The following is a 15,411-nucleotide window of genomic DNA, read 5'->3' as shown; positions in this document are numbered from 1 at the left end:
ATAGCCAATTGCCCCCATCGCTGGCGACGTCCGCAATGTGAGTCATACGAAGCCACGATGCAAGTGTCGTAATGCGGGATCGGTGCAAAATCGACGCATGGCCGATCAACCGCGGCAATCCTCCGTCACTCGCTCGATCTCGGCCCAGGCGGGGACGACCAGCGGCGGCATGCCTGACTGTTCCAGCACGAAATGCCCGCGACTAAACCCCATCGCATCGAGCAGCGGATCGCCGGGCGTAATCGCAACCGCGATGAACGGTTCCTCCGCATTATCGGTCGGGACGGCATTCAGCATTCGGGTAAGGCTGGTGGTTCGAAGCGTCAGCGTTGCCGCATGGTCGCCGGCGCGCGACAGATATAGCATGCGCGCCGCCCGGTCGCAGCGCAGCACCAGCATCGCTTCGCTATACGCCGGCCCGAACAACGCAATCGACCCCCGCGAATCCCGGCGGTAGCTCCACACGCCCGGCGTCGGCGGCCAGTCGCGCCGGTCGGGCCCGACGGCGGCGGGTTTAGGCGGCGGCGGCAGCGCGGGCGTCGCGACGGTAACCGGTGCCGGCGGTGCGACCGGGCGCGGCGCGGTACAGGCGGCCAGCAGGAGGATGGTGGCGAGGGGAAAAATGAAACGCATCGCCTGCACCGTTATGCGCCTGCGTCCCCCCGCTCAAGCCGCATCGCGCCACGCCGACCGCAGCGTGCGGGGAACCGCCGGCGGTCAACGCATGTTTCCCTATCGAACGGAGATCAACATATGACCGACACCGCCGCCCCGACCCAGCAGCTCGTCCAGGCCAATGTCAGCGGCACGATGAAGGTCGAAAGCCGCGACGGCGATGCGGTCGGCACCGTCCATGCCTTCATGGTCCACAAGGGTGCGGGCCGGGTGACGCATGCGGTGCTGTCGCTCGGCGGGTTTCTGGGGATGGGCAGGAGTTTCTATCCGCTGCCTTTTGCGCTGCTGACTTTCGACCCGGTCCGCGACATGTATGTCGTCACGATCGACCGGCGTGTACTGGAAGGCGGCCCAAGCTGGGCGAACAACGCGCCGGTGTTCGACCAGGCCTATGCCGACCGGGTGGCACGCTATTACGAGACGGCCGCCGAGAATCTGGCGGCAAGTTAGGCGGCGCGGGGAACGATGCGGTCGAGCGCAGCGGACTCGTTGCGCTGCACTTCCTCAACATCGTAACTGACCTGAAGCCGCAGAAAGAAGCCGTCAGACATACGGAAATAACGCGTAAGGCGCGCATCGATCGACGGATCGATATCCCGCTCGCTCGCGACGATATCGCGCAACACGATCGGATCGATGCCGGCACCCAGCGCGACCTCCTCAATCGGGATTTCGCTGCCGACGAGGAAATCCTCGCGCAAGATATCGCCCGGATGGACGTTGTCCAACCGATCGTCATCCGCGATGGTAATCCTCGATCCGGACATCGTCCGCGCCTCCTTCCGACCAGCGGAAGGTGATCCGCCACTGGTCGTTGATCCGGACGCTATATCGTAAAGGCATGAAGCCTTTCAACTGTTCCAGCCGATTGCCGCGGGGGATGCGGAGTTCGTCGAGACGTTCGACATTGTCGAGCTGGCGGAGTTTGCGGCGCGCGCTGCGCTGAATGTCGGGCGGAAGCTGGCGGCTGGGTTCGCCGCGCCAGATGCGTTCGGTTTCGGGGTCGGCGAACGAGCGGATCATAACCCAGCCCTAGTCACGGCCATCGACACGCTTTCCGGGAAGCGATAGCGATTGCAGCCCTGATCGTAGCTCCACTCCTGCTCGAACCACCAGCTGCCCTGTCGGTAGCCGGGCGTGCCGGTCACCCGCCTGCCAAATGCCCCGAGCAGTCCGGCTAGCTGCGCGGGCGAATAGCCAGTCGCTTTCTGTAGTTCGATCGCGGAGGTCCAGCGCGGCTGGTTCATTTTGATGGTTTTCAACATGGCGACCTGCTCTTTCGACAGAGGACGTCGCTTAAGCACCTTATATGCTGTGTTTTCGTCCACGTATTTACGCAGGGAGATCGGTCGTCCAGGTTCGGGCAGATTCACTGAGGATTGCATGGAACGAAGCAATTCAGCAATTTCGGCGGGCGTGCCTTCCACCTCTACCTTGCCAAACTGAGCTTTCATCGAATTCCCTTCCAATCGCACCCTCTATAGCCTCAGTATAGCCTCAGGTGTAGCCGATGGCAAGGGACAAGCTATTTATGAAGGGGCTTCGAAGCGGCTTCGCGGCGGCTTCACCGCGACCGCGATCCCCCCATCCGCATCTTGCTTTCTCGCCCGTATCGCCCTTTGCGCGTCCCCGCCTTGCCCTCGTTGCTCCGTCCCATCACGGGCGCCTTTTGTTGATCCACCGACAGGCCCAGTTCGTCGTTTTCCAGCTGTCGGATTTCATCGCGGAGGCGCCCGGCGGTTTCGAATTCGAGGTCGGACGCGGCCTTGCGCATCTGCTTTTCCAGGTCCTCGATATAGGCGCGCAGATTGTGGCCGACCATGTGCGGGCGGTCTTCATCGATGGGAATCGTGACCTGATCGCCGCTCGCGACATGCGCGATGATGTCGCCGATGTTGCGGCGGATCGTCTGCGGAGTGATGCCGTGTTCGCTATTATACGCGACCTGCTTTTCGCGGCGGCGTGCGGTCTCGTTCATCGCGCGCTCCATCGATCCGGTGATCCGGTCGGCATACAGGATCACCCGCCCGTCGACGTTGCGCGCGGCGCGGCCGATGGTCTGGATCAGCGAGGTCTCGCTTCGGAGGAACCCCTCCTTGTCCGCATCCAGGATCGCGACCAGCCCGCATTCGGGGATGTCGAGCCCCTCGCGCAGCAGGTTGATCCCGATCAGCACGTCGTACACGCCCAGCCGCAAATCGCGGATCAGTTCGATCCGCTCCAGCGTCTCGACATCGCTGTGCATGTAGCGGACGCGTATTCCCGCCTCGTGCATATATTCGGTCAGATCCTCCGCCATCCGCTTGGTCAGCGTCGTGACGAGCGTGCGATAGCCGGCCTCCGTCGTCTTGCGGCATTCGACGATCAGGTCCTGCACCTGCTCTTCGACGGGTTTGATCTCGACGGGCGGATCGATCAGCCCGGTGGGGCGAATGACCTGTTCGGCGAAGACGCCGCCGGTGCGCTCCATCTCCCACCCCCCCGGCGTCGCCGAGACATAGGTGGTCTGCGGGCGCATCGCGTCCCATTCGTTGAAGCGCAGCGGACGGTTGTCGATCGCCGAGGGCAGGCGGAAGCCATATTCGGCGAGCGTCAGCTTGCGGCGGTGATCGCCCCTCGACATGCCGTTGATCTGGCCGATCGTCACATGGCTTTCGTCGACGAACAGCAGCGCGTTCTCGGGCAGGTATTCGAACAAGGTCGGCGGCGGTTCGCCGGGCAGGCGACCGGTCAGGAAGCGGCTGTAATTCTCGATCCCGTTGCAGCTGCCGGTCGCGGCGATCATCTCGAGGTCGAAATTCGTCCGCTGCTCCAGCCGCTGCGCCTCCAGCAGCTTGCCCTCGATCACCAGTTCCTTCAGCCGTTCCGACAGCTCGTGCCTGATCGCCTCCCCCGCCTGTTTCAGCGTCGGGCCGGGAGTGACGTAATGGCTGTTGGCATAGACACGGACCGAGTTGAGCGACGCGACCTTCTTGCCGGTCAGCGGATCGAATTCGGTGATCTCCTCGATCTCGTCGCCGAAGAACGCAATCCGCCAGGCGCTGTCCTCGTAATGCGAGGGGAAGAGTTCCAGCGTATCGCCGCGCACCCGGAAAGCGCCGCGCTGGAACGCCGCGTCGTTGCGCTTGTATTGCAGCGCTACCAGCTTGCGGACGATTTCGCGCTGGTCGACGGTCTGGCCCTTCTTCAGGTCGAAGATCATCGCCGAATAGGTCTCGACCGAACCGATGCCGTAGAGACACGACACCGACGCGACGATGATGACGTCGTCCCGCTCCAGCAGCGCACGCGTCGCGGAGTGCCGCATCCGGTCGATCGATTCGTTCACCGAGCTTTCCTTCTCGATGTACGTGTCCGACCGCGGCACGTATGCTTCGGGCTGGTAATAGTCGTAATAGCTGACGAAATATTCGACCGCATTGCCGGGGAAGAACGACTTCATCTCGCCATATAATTGCGCCGCCAGGATCTTGTTGGGTGCGAGGATCAGCGCAGGCCGCTGCAACTGCTCGATAACCTTCGCCATCGTGAAGGTCTTGCCCGAACCGGTCACCCCGAGCAGCACCTGGTCGCGCTCGCCGTCCAGTGCCGCCGCGGCCAGTTCGGCGATCGCGCCCGGCTGATCGCCGCTTGGGCTGTATTCGCTGACGATCCGGAAGGCCTTGCCGCCCTCCACCTTTTGCGGCCGCTGCGGGCGGTGCGGTACGAACGAGCCGTCGGTTTCGGGCTCGGCGAGGCTGGTGCGGATCTGGATGGCCATGCTTCCGAATATGGGTCCGATCGCGGCAACGCGCAACGAACGTGGAAGCCGGCGCGCGCCCCGGCCGGCACATCATGGCGATCGCATGTTCAGACCCAATCAGGGAATGGCGTCCGCGGCGCGGCGCGGGCTGCGTCTACGCGAGAAGTTCGGTCGCGGCGGTACCGATGTCGGCGTCCGGCGTACGAATCGGCTTGCCGAGGGCGCGGACCTCAGCGAGGACGATGTGAAGTCGATGCACGGTTATTTCGCTCGCCATGCGGTCGACAAGGACGGCGGCACGCACAAATGGAACTCGAACGATGATCCGTCCGCCGGCTTCATCGCCTGGCTGTTGTGGGGCGGCGACGCCGGGGAGAAATGGGCGAATGCGAAGGCGAAGACGCTGTGACGGTCAAACCGATCAGACTCATCGAAGCCGATTGCCCGTGCGACCAGGCGCTGCCAATATGACCGGGGGGATGCCATGAAACTCGATCTGAAAATCACCACCGGCGTAGCCGCGGCGCTGCTGGTGTCGGGCTGCGGCCAGCGGGACAATGGGTGGACCGCCACCGATAACACCGCGATCTGCACCGACCGGCAGGGTAATCGCGTGCCCGACGCCGAATGCCAGCGGCATGTCGGGGGCGGGGGCATGGGTACCGCCTTTCTGTGGTATTATCTCGGCCGCAACAGCGTGATCCCCTATTACGGCCAGCATGTCGGCGGCGGATCGTTCAGGCCGGCCGCCGGCGCGGCCTATGCGCGCGCGCCCGCCGGGAGTGCGATGACCCGCTCTGCGGCGATATCGCGCGGCGGGTTCGGGTCGTCGGCGCGCGGCTTCGGGGGTTTCGGCGGCGGTGCCGGCGAGTGAGACGGATCGAGATCGAGCCCAGGCCCGACTGGCATACGAAGGTCGAAGCCGAGGGCCTGATCTGGCACACCAGCGCCGGACAGCCTTATTGGAACGAAAGCGCCTATTACAGCTTCACGGGCACGCAGATCGAGCAGATCGAGGATGCGACGGCCGAACTCTACCGGCTGTTCCTCGCGGCCGGGCAGGCGATCGTCGACGACCAGACACTGCTCGACCGGTTCTGCATTCCGCCGATATTCCATCAGGCCGTCCGCGATGCCTGGGACGCCGAACCGCCCGCATTGAATTTCGGCCGCTTCGATCTCGGTTATGACGGTGCCGGGCCACCCAAGCTGTTCGAATTCAACTGCGACACGCCGACATCGCTGCTCGAGGCGGCCGTGATCCAATGGTCGTGGAAGGAGGAACGGTTCGCGCATCTCGACCAGTTCACCAGCCTCCACGACAAGCTGGTCGGCAAATGGACCGACATCCGCCATCTCCTGCCCCCCGCGGTGCATTTCGCGCATGTCGCCGACGATGCGGCCGAGGACGCGGTGACGACATCGTATCTGCGCGATACCGCGGAAGCGGCGGGCATCGCGACGATCCCGATCCTCATCGACAATATCGGCTGGGACGACGACGGCCGATGCTTCGTGGACGATGCCGAACAGCCGATCGACGCGGTATTCAAGCTCTATCCATGGGAATGGCTGGTAAATGAGGCGTTCGCGCCGCAGCTGCTCGAAAGCCTCGGCGGCATGGTATGGATAGAGCCGATCTGGAAGATGATCTGGTCGAACAAGGCCATTCTCGCGATCTTGTGGCAGCTCTTCCCCGGCCATCGCAATCTGCTCGAGACATCGTTCGACATCCCCGCCGGCGACGCGGTCGCAAAGCCGATGCTGGCCAGGGAGGGCGCGAACGTCTCGATCCGCCGCGCCGGCGCGGTCGTCGCCTCGACCACCGGGGCTTATGGCGACGAGGGGTATGTGTACCAGGCGCTGTACCATCTGCCCGAAGCCGCACCGGGCTGTTTTCCGGTCATCGGCAGCTGGATCGTCGACGGCGAACCTGCCGGGATCGGCATCCGCGAAGACGGGTTGATCACCGGCAACACCGCACGGTTCGTGCCTCACGTCATCGAAGGGTAAGGCCGTTGTCCCATCCGCGGCGCGATCCGGTGCGGATCAGAAGTCGAACGCGGCGACCTCGGTCCTCTTGGCAAGCATGAAGGCATCGGCGACCAGCTGGAACGGCACGGCATCGACCTTCGACCGCCCATCGGCCAGCAGCGCGGCGAATTCCTTGTAGATGTCGGGATATTCGTCGGCCGGTCCGACGAACGGCGGCTCGCCGGCGGTCTGCAGCTGCGCGCCGCCGTCTACCAGGGTCAGCTTCGTCCCGTCCGTCGTCTCGACATCGACCGACCATGTCTGCGGTCCGGTCTGACGCCAGTCGAGTTCGCCGACAAGCTGCCCGTCGGTCGCCAGACCGGTGCCGAAGGTCAGATTGGCGGCGATCGGTGCCTCCCGGTTTGCCGGGAAGAACAATTCCGCCGCGCTGATGAACACCGGCTGCGGCAGGATCCGGGTCAGGATCGACAGCGCGTTGATACCGGGATCGAAGATGCCGAACCCGCCGGCCGCCATGATCCAGTCCTGTCCCGGATGCCAGCGCCGCAGGTCCTCCTTCCAGGTGACCCTCAGCGATTTCAGCGTCTTTCCCGCCAGCATGTCCGCGGCGCGCTTCACCGCGGCGTTGTGCTGTGCGTGGTATGTCGCGAACGCGACCTTGCCGGCGGCGTCGGCGCGGTGCGCGATATCCGCGACTTCGGTTACGGTTCCCGCGGGTGGCTTCTCCAGCAGCACATCCTTGCCCGCCGCGAGACACGCCGCGGCGATCGAGCGACGCGGGCCGGGCGGGGTGCAGATCGACACGACGTCGAGATCGGCGACGCCCTTCAGCATCGCATCATAGCCGTCGAACGACGGCACGCCATCGGGCGGGCTGCCGCCGCCGCTGTTGCACACCGCCGCAAGCTGGAACTCGGGCGTCGCGGCGATCGCAGGGACATGCTGATCCCGCGCGATCTTGCCGAAGCCGATGATGCCGATCTTGTATTTGGCCATTTGGCGGTCCTTTTCGATCTCAGGCGGTAAAGTGAAGCAAATGGCCGTCGGGATCCCGCAGGCACGCGATGGTCGCATCCCCCTGCCCGCATGCCGGCGGTCCGGACGGCGCGAGAAGGGTTTGCGTGGCCGCTATGTCACCCTCCGCGCATTCGCGCACGGCCGGCGGCTCGGGCGACCGGTAGTGGAGCAGCTCGATGTGCGGCCCCGGCCCGGGCGTCAGCAGCGTGACGATGTCGACGACGGCGTCGTCGAGGCCGTCGAGCCGTGCCTGTTCCGGCCCCCGGTTCAGCGACTCGGATCCGACGTGGAAACCAAGCCCGGTGTAGAAGGCGATGCTCGGCGCAAGCGAGCGTACCGCCAACGCGGTGTGATCGATGCCGAGGAACACCGCGCCGTCCGTGTTCGGCAAGCCGGCCCGGTCGCTGACAGGCGCATACGAGAGTTCGAGCGGATGGCCGTCGGGGTCGCGGAACTTGTACGCCGTCACCGATCCCGTGCTTGGCGGCAAAAGCTGAGGCCCGCCCCGGGTGATCGGCTCCGGCAAGACGCGAGCGAGCCGCTCGTACGCGGTCGCCATGTCGGCCACCGCGATCGCGAAATGCTGGAACCACGGATCGTTCGCGGCGCGCGGCTGCGGATAGGGCTCCCCGTCCGGACGCAATATCAATTCGATCCGCTCCGACCCGAGCGCGAGTCGCGCACGGTCCGCCGACCGCGCCTCGATCACGAACGCAAGCGCATCGGTATAGAAGCCGATCGCCCGGTCCAGGTCGTGCACGTTCAACGCGATCCGCGCGATATGCCCGATGCGCGGGGAGGTCCCGATGCGCGGGGAGGTCATGCCGGGGTGTCCACGCACCCGATAACGCGCAAGCGGCGTTTCGGTGCCTGCGTACCGGCGGCTGGAGGGTCTGACGAATGAAAATCAATTGGCCCCTATACGCGCTCGCGGTCGGGGCGTTCGGCATCGGTACGACGGAGTTCGCGCCGATGGGCCTGTTGCCTGTGATCGCGACCGGTCTGCAAGTGTCGATACCGGCGGCGGGCCTGCTCGTCACCGGCTATGCGCTCGGCGTGATGGTCGGCGCGCCGCTATTGACCCTGCCGACGGGCCGCCTCGATCGCAAGCTTCTGCTGGTCGGGTTGATGGGTCTGTTCACGCTCGGCAATTTCCTGGCAGCGGTCGCACCCGGCTATGGCTGGCTGATGGCGGCGCGGATCGTGACGTCGCTGTGTCATGGCTCGTTCTTCGGCGTCGGATCGGTGGTAGCCGCGTCGCTCGTCGCGCCCGAGCGTCGTGCCGGCGCGGTCGCGGCGATGTTCAGCGGGCTGACGATCGCCAATATCGGCGGGGTGCCGCTGGCGGCATGGATCGGGCAGCACATCGGCTGGCGCGCCGCCTTCGCGGGCATCGGCGGGCTCGGCGTGATCGCGATGATCGCACTTGTGTTGGCCTTGCCGCGGATCGCCGGGAATGCGCGGACCGACATCCGCCGCGAACTGAAGGCGATGGGCCGGCCGGCCGTGCTGCTCGCACTGCTGGCGACCGTGCTCGGCTCGGCGGCGATGTTCACCGTCTTCACCTATATCGCCCCCATTCTGCAGCATGTGACCCATGTCTCCCAGAATATGGTAACGGTGACGCTGGTAATCTACGGCATCGGCCTGACCATCGGCAACGCGCTCGGTGGACGTTTCGCCGACAAGGCGCTGACGCCGACACTGATCGTCGTGTTCTCATCGCTCGTGACGTTGCTCGTTCTGTTTGCCTGGACGATGCACAGCGCCGTACCGGCGATCGCGACTGTCTTCGCGTGGGGCGTGGCGACTTTCGCGCTCGTGCCGTCACTGCAGGCGCGGGTGATGAGCGTGGCGAGCGACGCGCCGAATCTTGCCTCGTCGATCAACATCGGGGCGTTCAATCTGGGCAACGCGATCGGCGCGGCGCTTGGCGGCGGGGTGATCGCGGCCGGGCTCAGCTACGCCTGGGTCTCGGTCGCAGGGGCCGCGATGGCGGCGGGCGGACTTGCACTGATCCTGCTGACGCGCGGCCGGGGCGATCAGCGCAGTCGTTCGGCGACGTGATCGGCGACGCGTAGCGCGTTGGCGATGATCGTCAGTGTCGGGTTCACCGCGCCGATCGTCGGGAAGAAGCTCGCGTCGGCGACGTAGAGATTGTCGATCTCATGCGCCCGGCAGTGGAGATCGAGGACGGATGTCGTCGGATCGGTGCCGAAACGCATCGTGCCCGCCTGGTGCGCGGTACCGCCGACCGGGATGTTTTTCCCCAGATACAGCGACCGTTCGAGCAGTTGCGGGTGCGCATCGACCTGCGTCAGCAGCCCCCCCAGCTTGTGCCGCAGGCGGCGGTGCGCTTCGCCGCCGGTCGGGCGCACCGCGAGCGTGACGCGACCGTCCTTGCCGAGCGTGATCCGGTTGCTGGGCAACGGCAGGTCCTCGCTCATCACCCAGAAATCGATCGCGTGCTGCGCCAGCACGTCGAACGGCTTGTCGGGAAACCATTGCAGGAAAGCGGGCAGCGCCTCGCCCTCCACCGCCGCGCCGTGGGACTTGCCGTTGGTCAGGATGGTGCCAAGCGGATATTCCCAGTCGTCCGCCCCGAAATAGAAATCGGTCAGCGCCAGCGTCTTCTGGAACACGGTATCGTTGCGTTCGCGCGACACCGCCATGAAGGCGGCGTTGTTGTGGCGCATATAGTTGCGGCCGACCTGGTCCGAACCGTTGGCGAGGCCGTTCGGATGTCGATCGCTCGCGGAGCGGAACATCAGCAGCGCCGAGGAGAGCGCGCCGCACGCCGCGACGACGATATCGGCGGCATAGACCTCCGCCACGCCGTCGCGCACGACGTGCACCGCAGTGACGGTGCGCCCCGACGCGTCGGTCTCCAGCCGTTCGGCATAGGCCCCGGTCAGGAGCGTGACATTGTCGTGCGCCAGCGCGGGTTCGACGCAGGCGATCTGCGCATCCGCCTTGCCGTTGGTCAGGCAGGGAAAACCGTCGAACGCGTCGCAGCGGATGCAGGCGCTCGTCGGCGACGCCCGCGTTCCGACCTCGTCGAGCAGGATGCCGAGCGGCTGGGGAAACGGGTGGTGGCCGATCTTCTCCAAAGCGTCCGACAGCGCCTGAAGCCGTGGCTCGTGCGCGACCGGCTTGAACGGATAGGGCCCGCTCGACGGCGGCTCGTTCGGATCGAGACCACGCTGCCCGTGGACGTGGTAGATCGCCTCGGCCTGCGCGTAATAGGGTTCGAACACTTCGTACGGCAGCGGCCATGCGGGGGAAACGCCGTCCGAATGGACGATCTCCCCGAAATCGCGCTCGCGCAGGCGGAACAGTGCGGAGCCATAGACCTTGCTGTTGCCGCCGACCATATAGTGCAGACCGGGATGGAAGCTGTGGCCGCGGTCGTCATACCAGGTCTCCTTGACCTGATATTTCCCGTCGACGAACACCGCGCGTGCGTTCCAGTTGTCGCGCTCGCGCGTCAGATAGTCGCCGCGCTCGAGGATCAGGATCCGCTTGCCGGTCGCCGCAAGCCTGAGCGCGAGCGAAGCCCCGCCCGGGCCCGAGCCGATCACGATGACGTCGAAGCGGTCGTTGCTCATCGGCGTGGCTCCTGTTAGCCCGCGCACAGGGCCGTAACCTTGATGCGTCCACACCGATCTCCGTTGGAACCCCCGCCATGACGTGGAACGAGGCAATCTGGATCGCGGCGCGGGTCTGCCTCGTCGCCATGTTCCCGTTCAGCGCGATCGACAAGGTGTGGCACTGGAAAAATTCATTGGCGCAAACCAACGCGGGCCGATCGCCCGGGAGCGGTGGCCTGCCCGGCGCGCCGCTGCTGCTGGTGCTGGCGATCCTGGTCGAGGGGCTGACGCCGATCTGCATCGTGACGGGCTGGCTCGACCGGCCCGCCGCCGTGCTGCTGGCCGGCTTCTGCGTCGTCACCGCGTTTCTGTATCACCCGTTCTGGGCGTATCCGGACTTCTTCAGCGCCGGCGACGACAGCGTGGCGCGCGAGCATTTCTGGCAATTCGTGAAGAATTTCGGTCTCGTCGGTGGTCTCCTGCTGGTCGTGTTCGCGGGAACGCCGGAAAGCCCGTTCGCGGTCCTGCGGCCCGCGACCTGGTCGTCCCATCCGGGTTGAGCGCAACGTCAGGCCGCGGCTCCGCTCATCGAGGCTTGCCCGTGCGATCCCGACGGCGGCGAAGTGATGCACCGTCCGGCGTACAGCGCCTTGAAAGGTCCTTGCAGCGAACGCCCGAGGTCCGTGATCTCGTATTTCACCGCGATCGGCGACACCGGGATGACGCGACGGGACACCAGGCCGTTGCATTCCGGCCGGCGCAGGTGCCGCGTCAACGCCTTCTGGGTCACTCCCATCCATGAGTCGGATCGCGGTCGGCGACCCCCCTCCCCCGCGTCACCCGCCTCTGTCTTGGACGCGGCCTCAGCCGCCGGCGACTGCTTCGCTTTTCCGTGTGCGCTCCCGCGAAACCACATGACCGGCTGAGCCGTTGTTCGCTTACAACGTGCCAGCACATATGCGGGCGACACGCCGACCGCCCAAATTGCCGTAGGAGAGCGAGACATGGACCGTCACGAAGAGGCTCGCCGTCTCAACAGCGACCTTAGCCTGGTCGGATTGCGCGCGCAGGCGACGGCGGTCGGCCTGGTGCAATTATGCGCCGAACTCCTTCAGGCGGGCGTACTGGACGATCAGGCGATCGGTCGAATCAAGACCGCGATCGCCGATCAGATCGTCGTATCGTACAAGCCCAAACGGGGACGCGAAGATTTCGAGGCGGCGCTGCTTCGTCGTCTCGACAAGCTGTTTCCGCTTACCGGGCAAGACGGCCATCCCGCCGCCGCCGTCGGGACATCGCAGGACATGCGGACCGGTTTGAACCTCGAGCCCGACCATGATATCTAGCTGGCACGGGGATACGCGCGGGAGCCAGCCCCAATGACCGCTCGATACACAAAGGCTCGAAGAACAAGAAGGCCCGGTATTTTACGAGCTACGGCGCGAAACTCCGTATCCCTGCGACGGTGCGGGCGTCCAGTCGCTCGATCAGTGCAACGACGAGATCGACGGTACGGTCGAAGTCCGCCCGATCGATGATCCCGTTGTGCGCATGCGTATACCGCGCCGGCACGACCAGATTGATCGTCGGCACACCGCCGGCAGTTGCCTGGATCGCCGCGCTGTCGTCGCCATAGCCCTGCACGAGATCGCGCTGAAGAGGGATGCTCTTCGCGGCTGCCACGTCTCCGACGAGGGTCACGAAGCGGCGGTTGGGAAGCGTACTGCTGTCGTAAAGGAAGAGACCCGGGCCCGCGCCAAGCACTGCCTGCGTTTCCTCCGGGCTCCGTCCGGGGCTATCCCCGGCGATGCCGCCTTCGATGGCGATGCCGATGTCGGGCTTGATGAGATCGGCGGCGGTACGTGCGCCGCGCAGGCCGATCTCTTCCTGGACCGTGGCCGCGACGATGACCTGGTTTGGGTGACCCGACGCGCGCAGACGCCGCAGCGCCTCGATGACGACGGCGCAACCGACGCGGTCATCCCAGGCCTTGCCCAGATAACGTCCCCCCGGCAGCGCCACGAACGGCGAGTCGGGTATGACCGGATCGCCCGGGCCGATGCCGAGCGCCTCGACCTCCGCTGCGGTGCGCGCGCCGATATCGAGATAGAGACTGTCGCGCGGGAATACCCTGGTACGCTCCTCCGCCGGCACGACATGAACATCGCGGATCCCGGTGACCGCGTGCACCGGGCCCTTGCGGCCGATGATGATCCAGCGCTGATCGGGCAGCGCCTGATCGAGCCAACCGCCAAGCATCTGCATCGAAAGGAACCCGGTCGGGGTTATTCGACGAACCATACCGCCGAGTTCGTCCATATGGGCGTCCAGCATGACCTTGGGACCGCCGGTTCCTTGCTGAGCGATCACCGAGCCGACGCCGTCATACGTCACCTTGTCGGCAAGCGGCGTCAGTTCGCGCACCATGACCGCCCGTACCGCCTCCTCGTAGCCCGACGGTCCCGGCGCATCGGCAAGCTCCGCCAGCAATCGCTCGGTCCTGTCGGGCGATACCGCGCTCGCGGGCGCGGCAAGGGTGAGAGCGGCCAATAACGCCAAGCTGCGCATATATGTCTCCTCGATTGCCGAAGGATGCCGGTTGACGGCATGTTCCGCAAGCCGGGTAGCCGACGCACAGCCGCCGGGATGCACTCTTCAGACACCCGTGTTCGCCGCAAGGAGCCATCCCGGCCCGCCAAGCGCGATCGTGTCGAAAAACGGACTAACCAAGCGCAAGTGGCCACGATCCTTCGGGTCTTAATCCGGATTTGGGCGTTGGCGAGACGATCAACAGGAGGAGATCACCGATGGCCGATCCCAATGACAAGCTTACCGATGGCGCGCCGCCCAGCCATATCCATATCGAGAAGAAGAAAACGAACTGGCTTGCCTGGCTGCTGCTCGCGCTCGGCGTGCTTGCGCTGCTGCTGGCCCTTAGCCGCTGCAACCACAACGACGCGGCGCAGACGACCGCGGTCACGAACACGAGTACCGTCGTCGCCGAGACGCCGAATGCGCCCAAGGTCGCCGCGCTTGCCGGCACATCGGCACTGGGCGGGTATCTCGCCAGCAGCCAGCCCACGCCTCAGACGTTCACGTTCGAGAAATTGAATTTCGATACCGCCAGGAGCGACATACGGCCCGACGACCAGTCGGATGTCGACCAGGTCGCAGCGACGTTGAAGCAATATCCAAAGGCGCGGATCCGCATCGCCGGCTACGCCGACACCCGCGGCAACGAGGCGGCGAACGTCGCGCTCGGCAAGGCGCGGGCCGACAGCGTCAAGGCCGCACTCACCGCGAAGGGTATCGACGGGGGCAGAATCGAGACCACCACCGGCGGAACGTCCGATCCGGTCGATACCAATGCCACCGCCGCCGGCCGCGCGGAAAACCGCCGCACCGAGCTGGTCGTCACCCAGCGTTAATCGATCAACAAAGGAAGTTCTCATGTCACGTACCATCACAGCATTGTTCGATACCAAGGCCGACGCCGACGCCGGCGCCGAGCGGCTTCGTCAGGCCGGCGTCGATGCGGGCCATGTCAGCGTACATGACCAAACGACGCACAAGACCGCCGCCGCGTATTCGACGGACAAGGACAAGGGGCTATGGGCCTCGGTCAAGAACGTGTTCGTCCCCAGCGAGGATCGTCACACATATGAGGAAGGCATCCGTCGCGGCGGTTTCCTGCTGACGGCGGACGTCGACGACGACAAGACGCCCGCGGCCGTCAAGGCGCTCGAAGACGCGAATTCGGTCGATCTCGACGCGCGAACGCAGGAATGGCGGCAGTCGGGATGGGACTATGCCGAACCAGCCGATGATCTGAACGATGCCGACGAAGGGGTATTGTACGGCAGCCGCGACCTGGAACAGGGCGGTTCGCGCTACCGCTCCTACCTTCCGCAGGGTCCCCGCTGACCCGACACGGACGTGGGCTGGTGCGCCAAGCGCCAGCCCAGTCTGACATCCCCGTGAGTTGGTTCAGGTTCATAGCGGTCATTGCCAGCCTGTCGAACGAGCTGGTCAAGTTGCGCAATACTTGAGTGGCGGCTCTCATTTTTGCGAAATAGGTTGTTCGGTGATGATGAGCGTGGGAGGGGGCACGGCGCGATGATTAGTTATGGCAGCGGGTCGTATAATGTTACTCCGAACACGACAAGCATTAGCGGAAGCGGATACATCGGCGCTTCGCAAATATGCCTCGATGCTCAACCCAAGTTGGCGCGCGATACGCGCGGAATCCGGCCACCTAAAACCATTTTGCAGCTATCGGCGATCGCTTCATTGATATGCCTTGTTCGCCAAGATCAAGGTTCCCGCGACAGATCGACCGCGTTTAACAGGTTGCTGAAAAAGGCCACGGTTTGGCGATGAAGGAGGTGTCGT

At 65.0% G+C, this 15,411-nt stretch carries 19 protein-coding genes; 9 read left to right on the top strand and 10 right to left on the bottom strand.

Annotated features, from left to right (window positions below; translation table 11 throughout):
• Positions 1 to 105: 105 nt before the first annotated feature.
• Complete coding sequence (locus ACFE7D_RS04360; protein ID WP_375394209.1) at positions 106 to 633, bottom strand: hypothetical protein; 528 nt, start codon at positions 631 to 633, stop codon at positions 106 to 108.
• Between the two features lie 120 nt (positions 634 to 753).
• On the opposite strand from ACFE7D_RS04360, the gene ACFE7D_RS04355 reads away from it, so the two are divergent.
• Entirely contained in the window at positions 754 to 1,125 is a 372-nt protein-coding gene (locus ACFE7D_RS04355) for a PRC-barrel domain-containing protein (protein ID WP_375394208.1), read from the top strand.
• Here the strand turns inward: ACFE7D_RS04355 and ACFE7D_RS04350 are convergent.
• The 4 genes from ACFE7D_RS04350 to uvrB all read right to left on the bottom strand — a co-directional run bounded on the left by ACFE7D_RS04350 (position 1,122) and on the right by uvrB (position 4,435).
• Positions 1,122 to 1,442, bottom strand: a complete 321-nt coding sequence (locus ACFE7D_RS04350; protein ID WP_375394207.1) for a HigA family addiction module antitoxin — start codon at positions 1,440 to 1,442, stop codon at positions 1,122 to 1,124. The two genes, ACFE7D_RS04355 and ACFE7D_RS04350, sit on opposite strands and share 4 nt — an antisense overlap.
• Positions 1,411 to 1,698 carry a type II toxin-antitoxin system RelE/ParE family toxin gene (locus ACFE7D_RS04345; RefSeq protein WP_375394206.1) on the bottom strand — a complete coding sequence of 96 codons (288 nt, stop codon included), beginning with the start codon at positions 1,696 to 1,698 and terminating at the stop codon, positions 1,411 to 1,413. Before ACFE7D_RS04345 ends, ACFE7D_RS04350 begins: the two co-directional genes overlap by 32 nt.
• The gene (locus ACFE7D_RS04340; RefSeq protein ID WP_375394205.1) at positions 1,695 to 2,129 is read right to left on the bottom strand and encodes a hypothetical protein; all 435 of its coding nucleotides are present in this window, start codon (positions 2,127 to 2,129) and stop codon (positions 1,695 to 1,697) included. The genes ACFE7D_RS04345 and ACFE7D_RS04340 overlap by 4 nt, the downstream gene beginning before the upstream one ends.
• 110 nt (positions 2,130 to 2,239) lie before the next feature.
• Positions 2,240 to 4,435, bottom strand: a complete 2,196-nt coding sequence (gene uvrB, locus ACFE7D_RS04335; protein ID WP_375394204.1) for an excinuclease ABC subunit UvrB — start codon at positions 4,433 to 4,435, stop codon at positions 2,240 to 2,242.
• 85 nt (positions 4,436 to 4,520) lie between these two features.
• Between uvrB and ACFE7D_RS04330 the strand changes: the two genes are divergently transcribed.
• From ACFE7D_RS04330 to ACFE7D_RS04320, 3 genes are all read left to right on the top strand, one after another.
• Entirely contained in the window at positions 4,521 to 4,826 is a 306-nt protein-coding gene (locus tag ACFE7D_RS04330; protein ID WP_375394203.1) for a hypothetical protein, read from the top strand.
• Between the two features lie 75 nt (positions 4,827 to 4,901).
• Positions 4,902 to 5,291 (top strand): hypothetical protein, encoded by a 390-nt coding sequence (locus ACFE7D_RS04325; protein ID WP_375394202.1) that lies wholly within the window; start codon positions 4,902 to 4,904, stop codon positions 5,289 to 5,291.
• On the top strand, positions 5,288 to 6,430 hold the full coding sequence (locus tag ACFE7D_RS04320) for a glutathionylspermidine synthase family protein (protein WP_375394201.1): 1,143 nt from the start codon (positions 5,288 to 5,290) through the stop codon (positions 6,428 to 6,430). Before ACFE7D_RS04325 ends, ACFE7D_RS04320 begins: the two co-directional genes overlap by 4 nt.
• A gap of 36 nt (positions 6,431 to 6,466) precedes the next feature.
• On the opposite strand, the gene ACFE7D_RS04315 is transcribed toward ACFE7D_RS04320, so the two are convergent.
• Both ACFE7D_RS04315 and ACFE7D_RS04310 read right to left on the bottom strand, forming a co-directional pair.
• A complete protein-coding gene (locus ACFE7D_RS04315) occupies positions 6,467 to 7,408 on the bottom strand; it encodes a Gfo/Idh/MocA family protein (protein WP_375394200.1) in 942 nt (313 codons plus the stop codon).
• A gap of 19 nt (positions 7,409 to 7,427) precedes the next feature.
• Positions 7,428 to 8,252: a VOC family protein gene (locus ACFE7D_RS04310; RefSeq protein WP_375394199.1), complete on the bottom strand. Its 825-nt coding sequence runs from the start codon at positions 8,250 to 8,252 to the stop codon at positions 7,428 to 7,430.
• 77 nt (positions 8,253 to 8,329) lie between these two features.
• Here ACFE7D_RS04310 and ACFE7D_RS04305 point away from each other — a divergent pair, with 77 nt between their 5' ends.
• Entirely contained in the window at positions 8,330 to 9,496 is a 1,167-nt protein-coding gene (locus tag ACFE7D_RS04305; protein WP_375394198.1) for an MFS transporter, read from the top strand.
• Here ACFE7D_RS04305 and ACFE7D_RS04300 read toward each other — a convergent pair.
• On the bottom strand, positions 9,472 to 11,037 hold the full coding sequence (locus tag ACFE7D_RS04300) for a GMC oxidoreductase (protein ID WP_375394197.1): 1,566 nt from the start codon (positions 11,035 to 11,037) through the stop codon (positions 9,472 to 9,474). The two genes, ACFE7D_RS04305 and ACFE7D_RS04300, sit on opposite strands and share 25 nt — an antisense overlap.
• 77 nt (positions 11,038 to 11,114) lie before the next feature.
• Between ACFE7D_RS04300 and ACFE7D_RS04295 the strand changes: the two genes are divergently transcribed.
• Positions 11,115 to 11,579 (top strand): DoxX family protein, encoded by a 465-nt coding sequence (locus tag ACFE7D_RS04295; RefSeq protein WP_375394196.1) that lies wholly within the window; start codon positions 11,115 to 11,117, stop codon positions 11,577 to 11,579.
• 8 nt (positions 11,580 to 11,587) lie between these two features.
• Here the strand turns inward: ACFE7D_RS04295 and ACFE7D_RS04290 are convergent, their stop codons facing one another.
• Positions 11,588 to 11,809, bottom strand: a complete 222-nt coding sequence (locus ACFE7D_RS04290) for a winged helix-turn-helix transcriptional regulator (RefSeq protein WP_375394195.1) — start codon at positions 11,807 to 11,809, stop codon at positions 11,588 to 11,590.
• Positions 11,810 to 12,023: 214 nt separating this feature from the next.
• On the opposite strand from ACFE7D_RS04290, the gene ACFE7D_RS04285 reads away from it, so the two are divergent.
• On the top strand, positions 12,024 to 12,365 hold the full coding sequence (locus tag ACFE7D_RS04285) for a hypothetical protein (protein WP_375394194.1): 342 nt from the start codon (positions 12,024 to 12,026) through the stop codon (positions 12,363 to 12,365).
• An 88-nt stretch (positions 12,366 to 12,453) separates the two neighbouring features.
• Here ACFE7D_RS04285 and ACFE7D_RS04280 read toward each other — a convergent pair whose 3' ends face one another.
• Positions 12,454 to 13,587 (bottom strand): M42 family metallopeptidase, encoded by a 1,134-nt coding sequence (locus ACFE7D_RS04280; RefSeq protein WP_375394193.1) that lies wholly within the window; start codon positions 13,585 to 13,587, stop codon positions 12,454 to 12,456.
• Positions 13,588 to 13,826: 239 nt separating this feature from the next.
• Here ACFE7D_RS04280 and ACFE7D_RS04275 point away from each other — a divergent pair, with 239 nt between their 5' ends.
• Entirely contained in the window at positions 13,827 to 14,447 is a 621-nt protein-coding gene (locus tag ACFE7D_RS04275) for an OmpA family protein (protein WP_375394192.1), read from the top strand.
• A gap of 22 nt (positions 14,448 to 14,469) precedes the next feature.
• Entirely contained in the window at positions 14,470 to 14,943 is a 474-nt protein-coding gene (locus tag ACFE7D_RS04270) for a hypothetical protein (RefSeq protein WP_375394191.1), read from the top strand.
• Positions 14,944 to 15,411 lie beyond the last annotated feature (468 nt).

Source organism: uncultured Sphingomonas sp., assembly GCF_964244235.1.
Lineage (GTDB): Bacteria > Pseudomonadota > Alphaproteobacteria > Sphingomonadales > Sphingomonadaceae > Sphingomonas.
Note: the sequence above shows the minus strand (reverse complement) of the source record. Positions and strands in the feature narration are given on the sequence as shown.

Bases quoted from the DNA above. Each gene is read 5' to 3' on its own strand.
- ACFE7D_RS04360 (WP_375394209.1), bottom strand. From the start codon at position 633: ATGCGTTTCATTTTTCCCCTCGCCACCATCCTCCTGCTGGCCGCCTGT.
- ACFE7D_RS04355 (WP_375394208.1), top strand. From the start codon at position 754: ATGACCGACACCGCCGCCCCGACCCAGCAGCTCGTCCAGGCCAATGTC.
- ACFE7D_RS04340 (WP_375394205.1), bottom strand. From the start codon at position 2,129: ATGAAAGCTCAGTTTGGCAAGGTAGAGGTGGAAGGCACGCCCGCCGAA.
- ACFE7D_RS04305 (WP_375394198.1), top strand. From the start codon at position 8,330: ATGAAAATCAATTGGCCCCTATACGCGCTCGCGGTCGGGGCGTTCGGC.
- ACFE7D_RS04295 (WP_375394196.1), top strand. From the start codon at position 11,115: ATGACGTGGAACGAGGCAATCTGGATCGCGGCGCGGGTCTGCCTCGTC.
- ACFE7D_RS04275 (WP_375394192.1), top strand. From the start codon at position 13,827: ATGGCCGATCCCAATGACAAGCTTACCGATGGCGCGCCGCCCAGCCAT.
- uvrB (WP_375394204.1), bottom strand. From the start codon at position 4,435: ATGGCCATCCAGATCCGCACCAGCCTCGCCGAGCCCGAAACCGACGGC.
- ACFE7D_RS04330 (WP_375394203.1), top strand. From the start codon at position 4,521: ATGTTCAGACCCAATCAGGGAATGGCGTCCGCGGCGCGGCGCGGGCTG.
- ACFE7D_RS04280 (WP_375394193.1), bottom strand. From the start codon at position 13,587: ATGCGCAGCTTGGCGTTATTGGCCGCTCTCACCCTTGCCGCGCCCGCG.
- ACFE7D_RS04325 (WP_375394202.1), top strand. From the start codon at position 4,902: ATGAAACTCGATCTGAAAATCACCACCGGCGTAGCCGCGGCGCTGCTG.
- ACFE7D_RS04310 (WP_375394199.1), bottom strand. From the start codon at position 8,252: ATGACCTCCCCGCGCATCGGGACCTCCCCGCGCATCGGGCATATCGCG.
- ACFE7D_RS04315 (WP_375394200.1), bottom strand. From the start codon at position 7,408: ATGGCCAAATACAAGATCGGCATCATCGGCTTCGGCAAGATCGCGCGG.
- ACFE7D_RS04270 (WP_375394191.1), top strand. From the start codon at position 14,470: ATGTCACGTACCATCACAGCATTGTTCGATACCAAGGCCGACGCCGAC.
- ACFE7D_RS04350 (WP_375394207.1), bottom strand. From the start codon at position 1,442: ATGTCCGGATCGAGGATTACCATCGCGGATGACGATCGGTTGGACAAC.
- ACFE7D_RS04285 (WP_375394194.1), top strand. From the start codon at position 12,024: ATGGACCGTCACGAAGAGGCTCGCCGTCTCAACAGCGACCTTAGCCTG.
- ACFE7D_RS04345 (WP_375394206.1), bottom strand. From the start codon at position 1,698: ATGATCCGCTCGTTCGCCGACCCCGAAACCGAACGCATCTGGCGCGGC.
- ACFE7D_RS04300 (WP_375394197.1), bottom strand. From the start codon at position 11,037: ATGAGCAACGACCGCTTCGACGTCATCGTGATCGGCTCGGGCCCGGGC.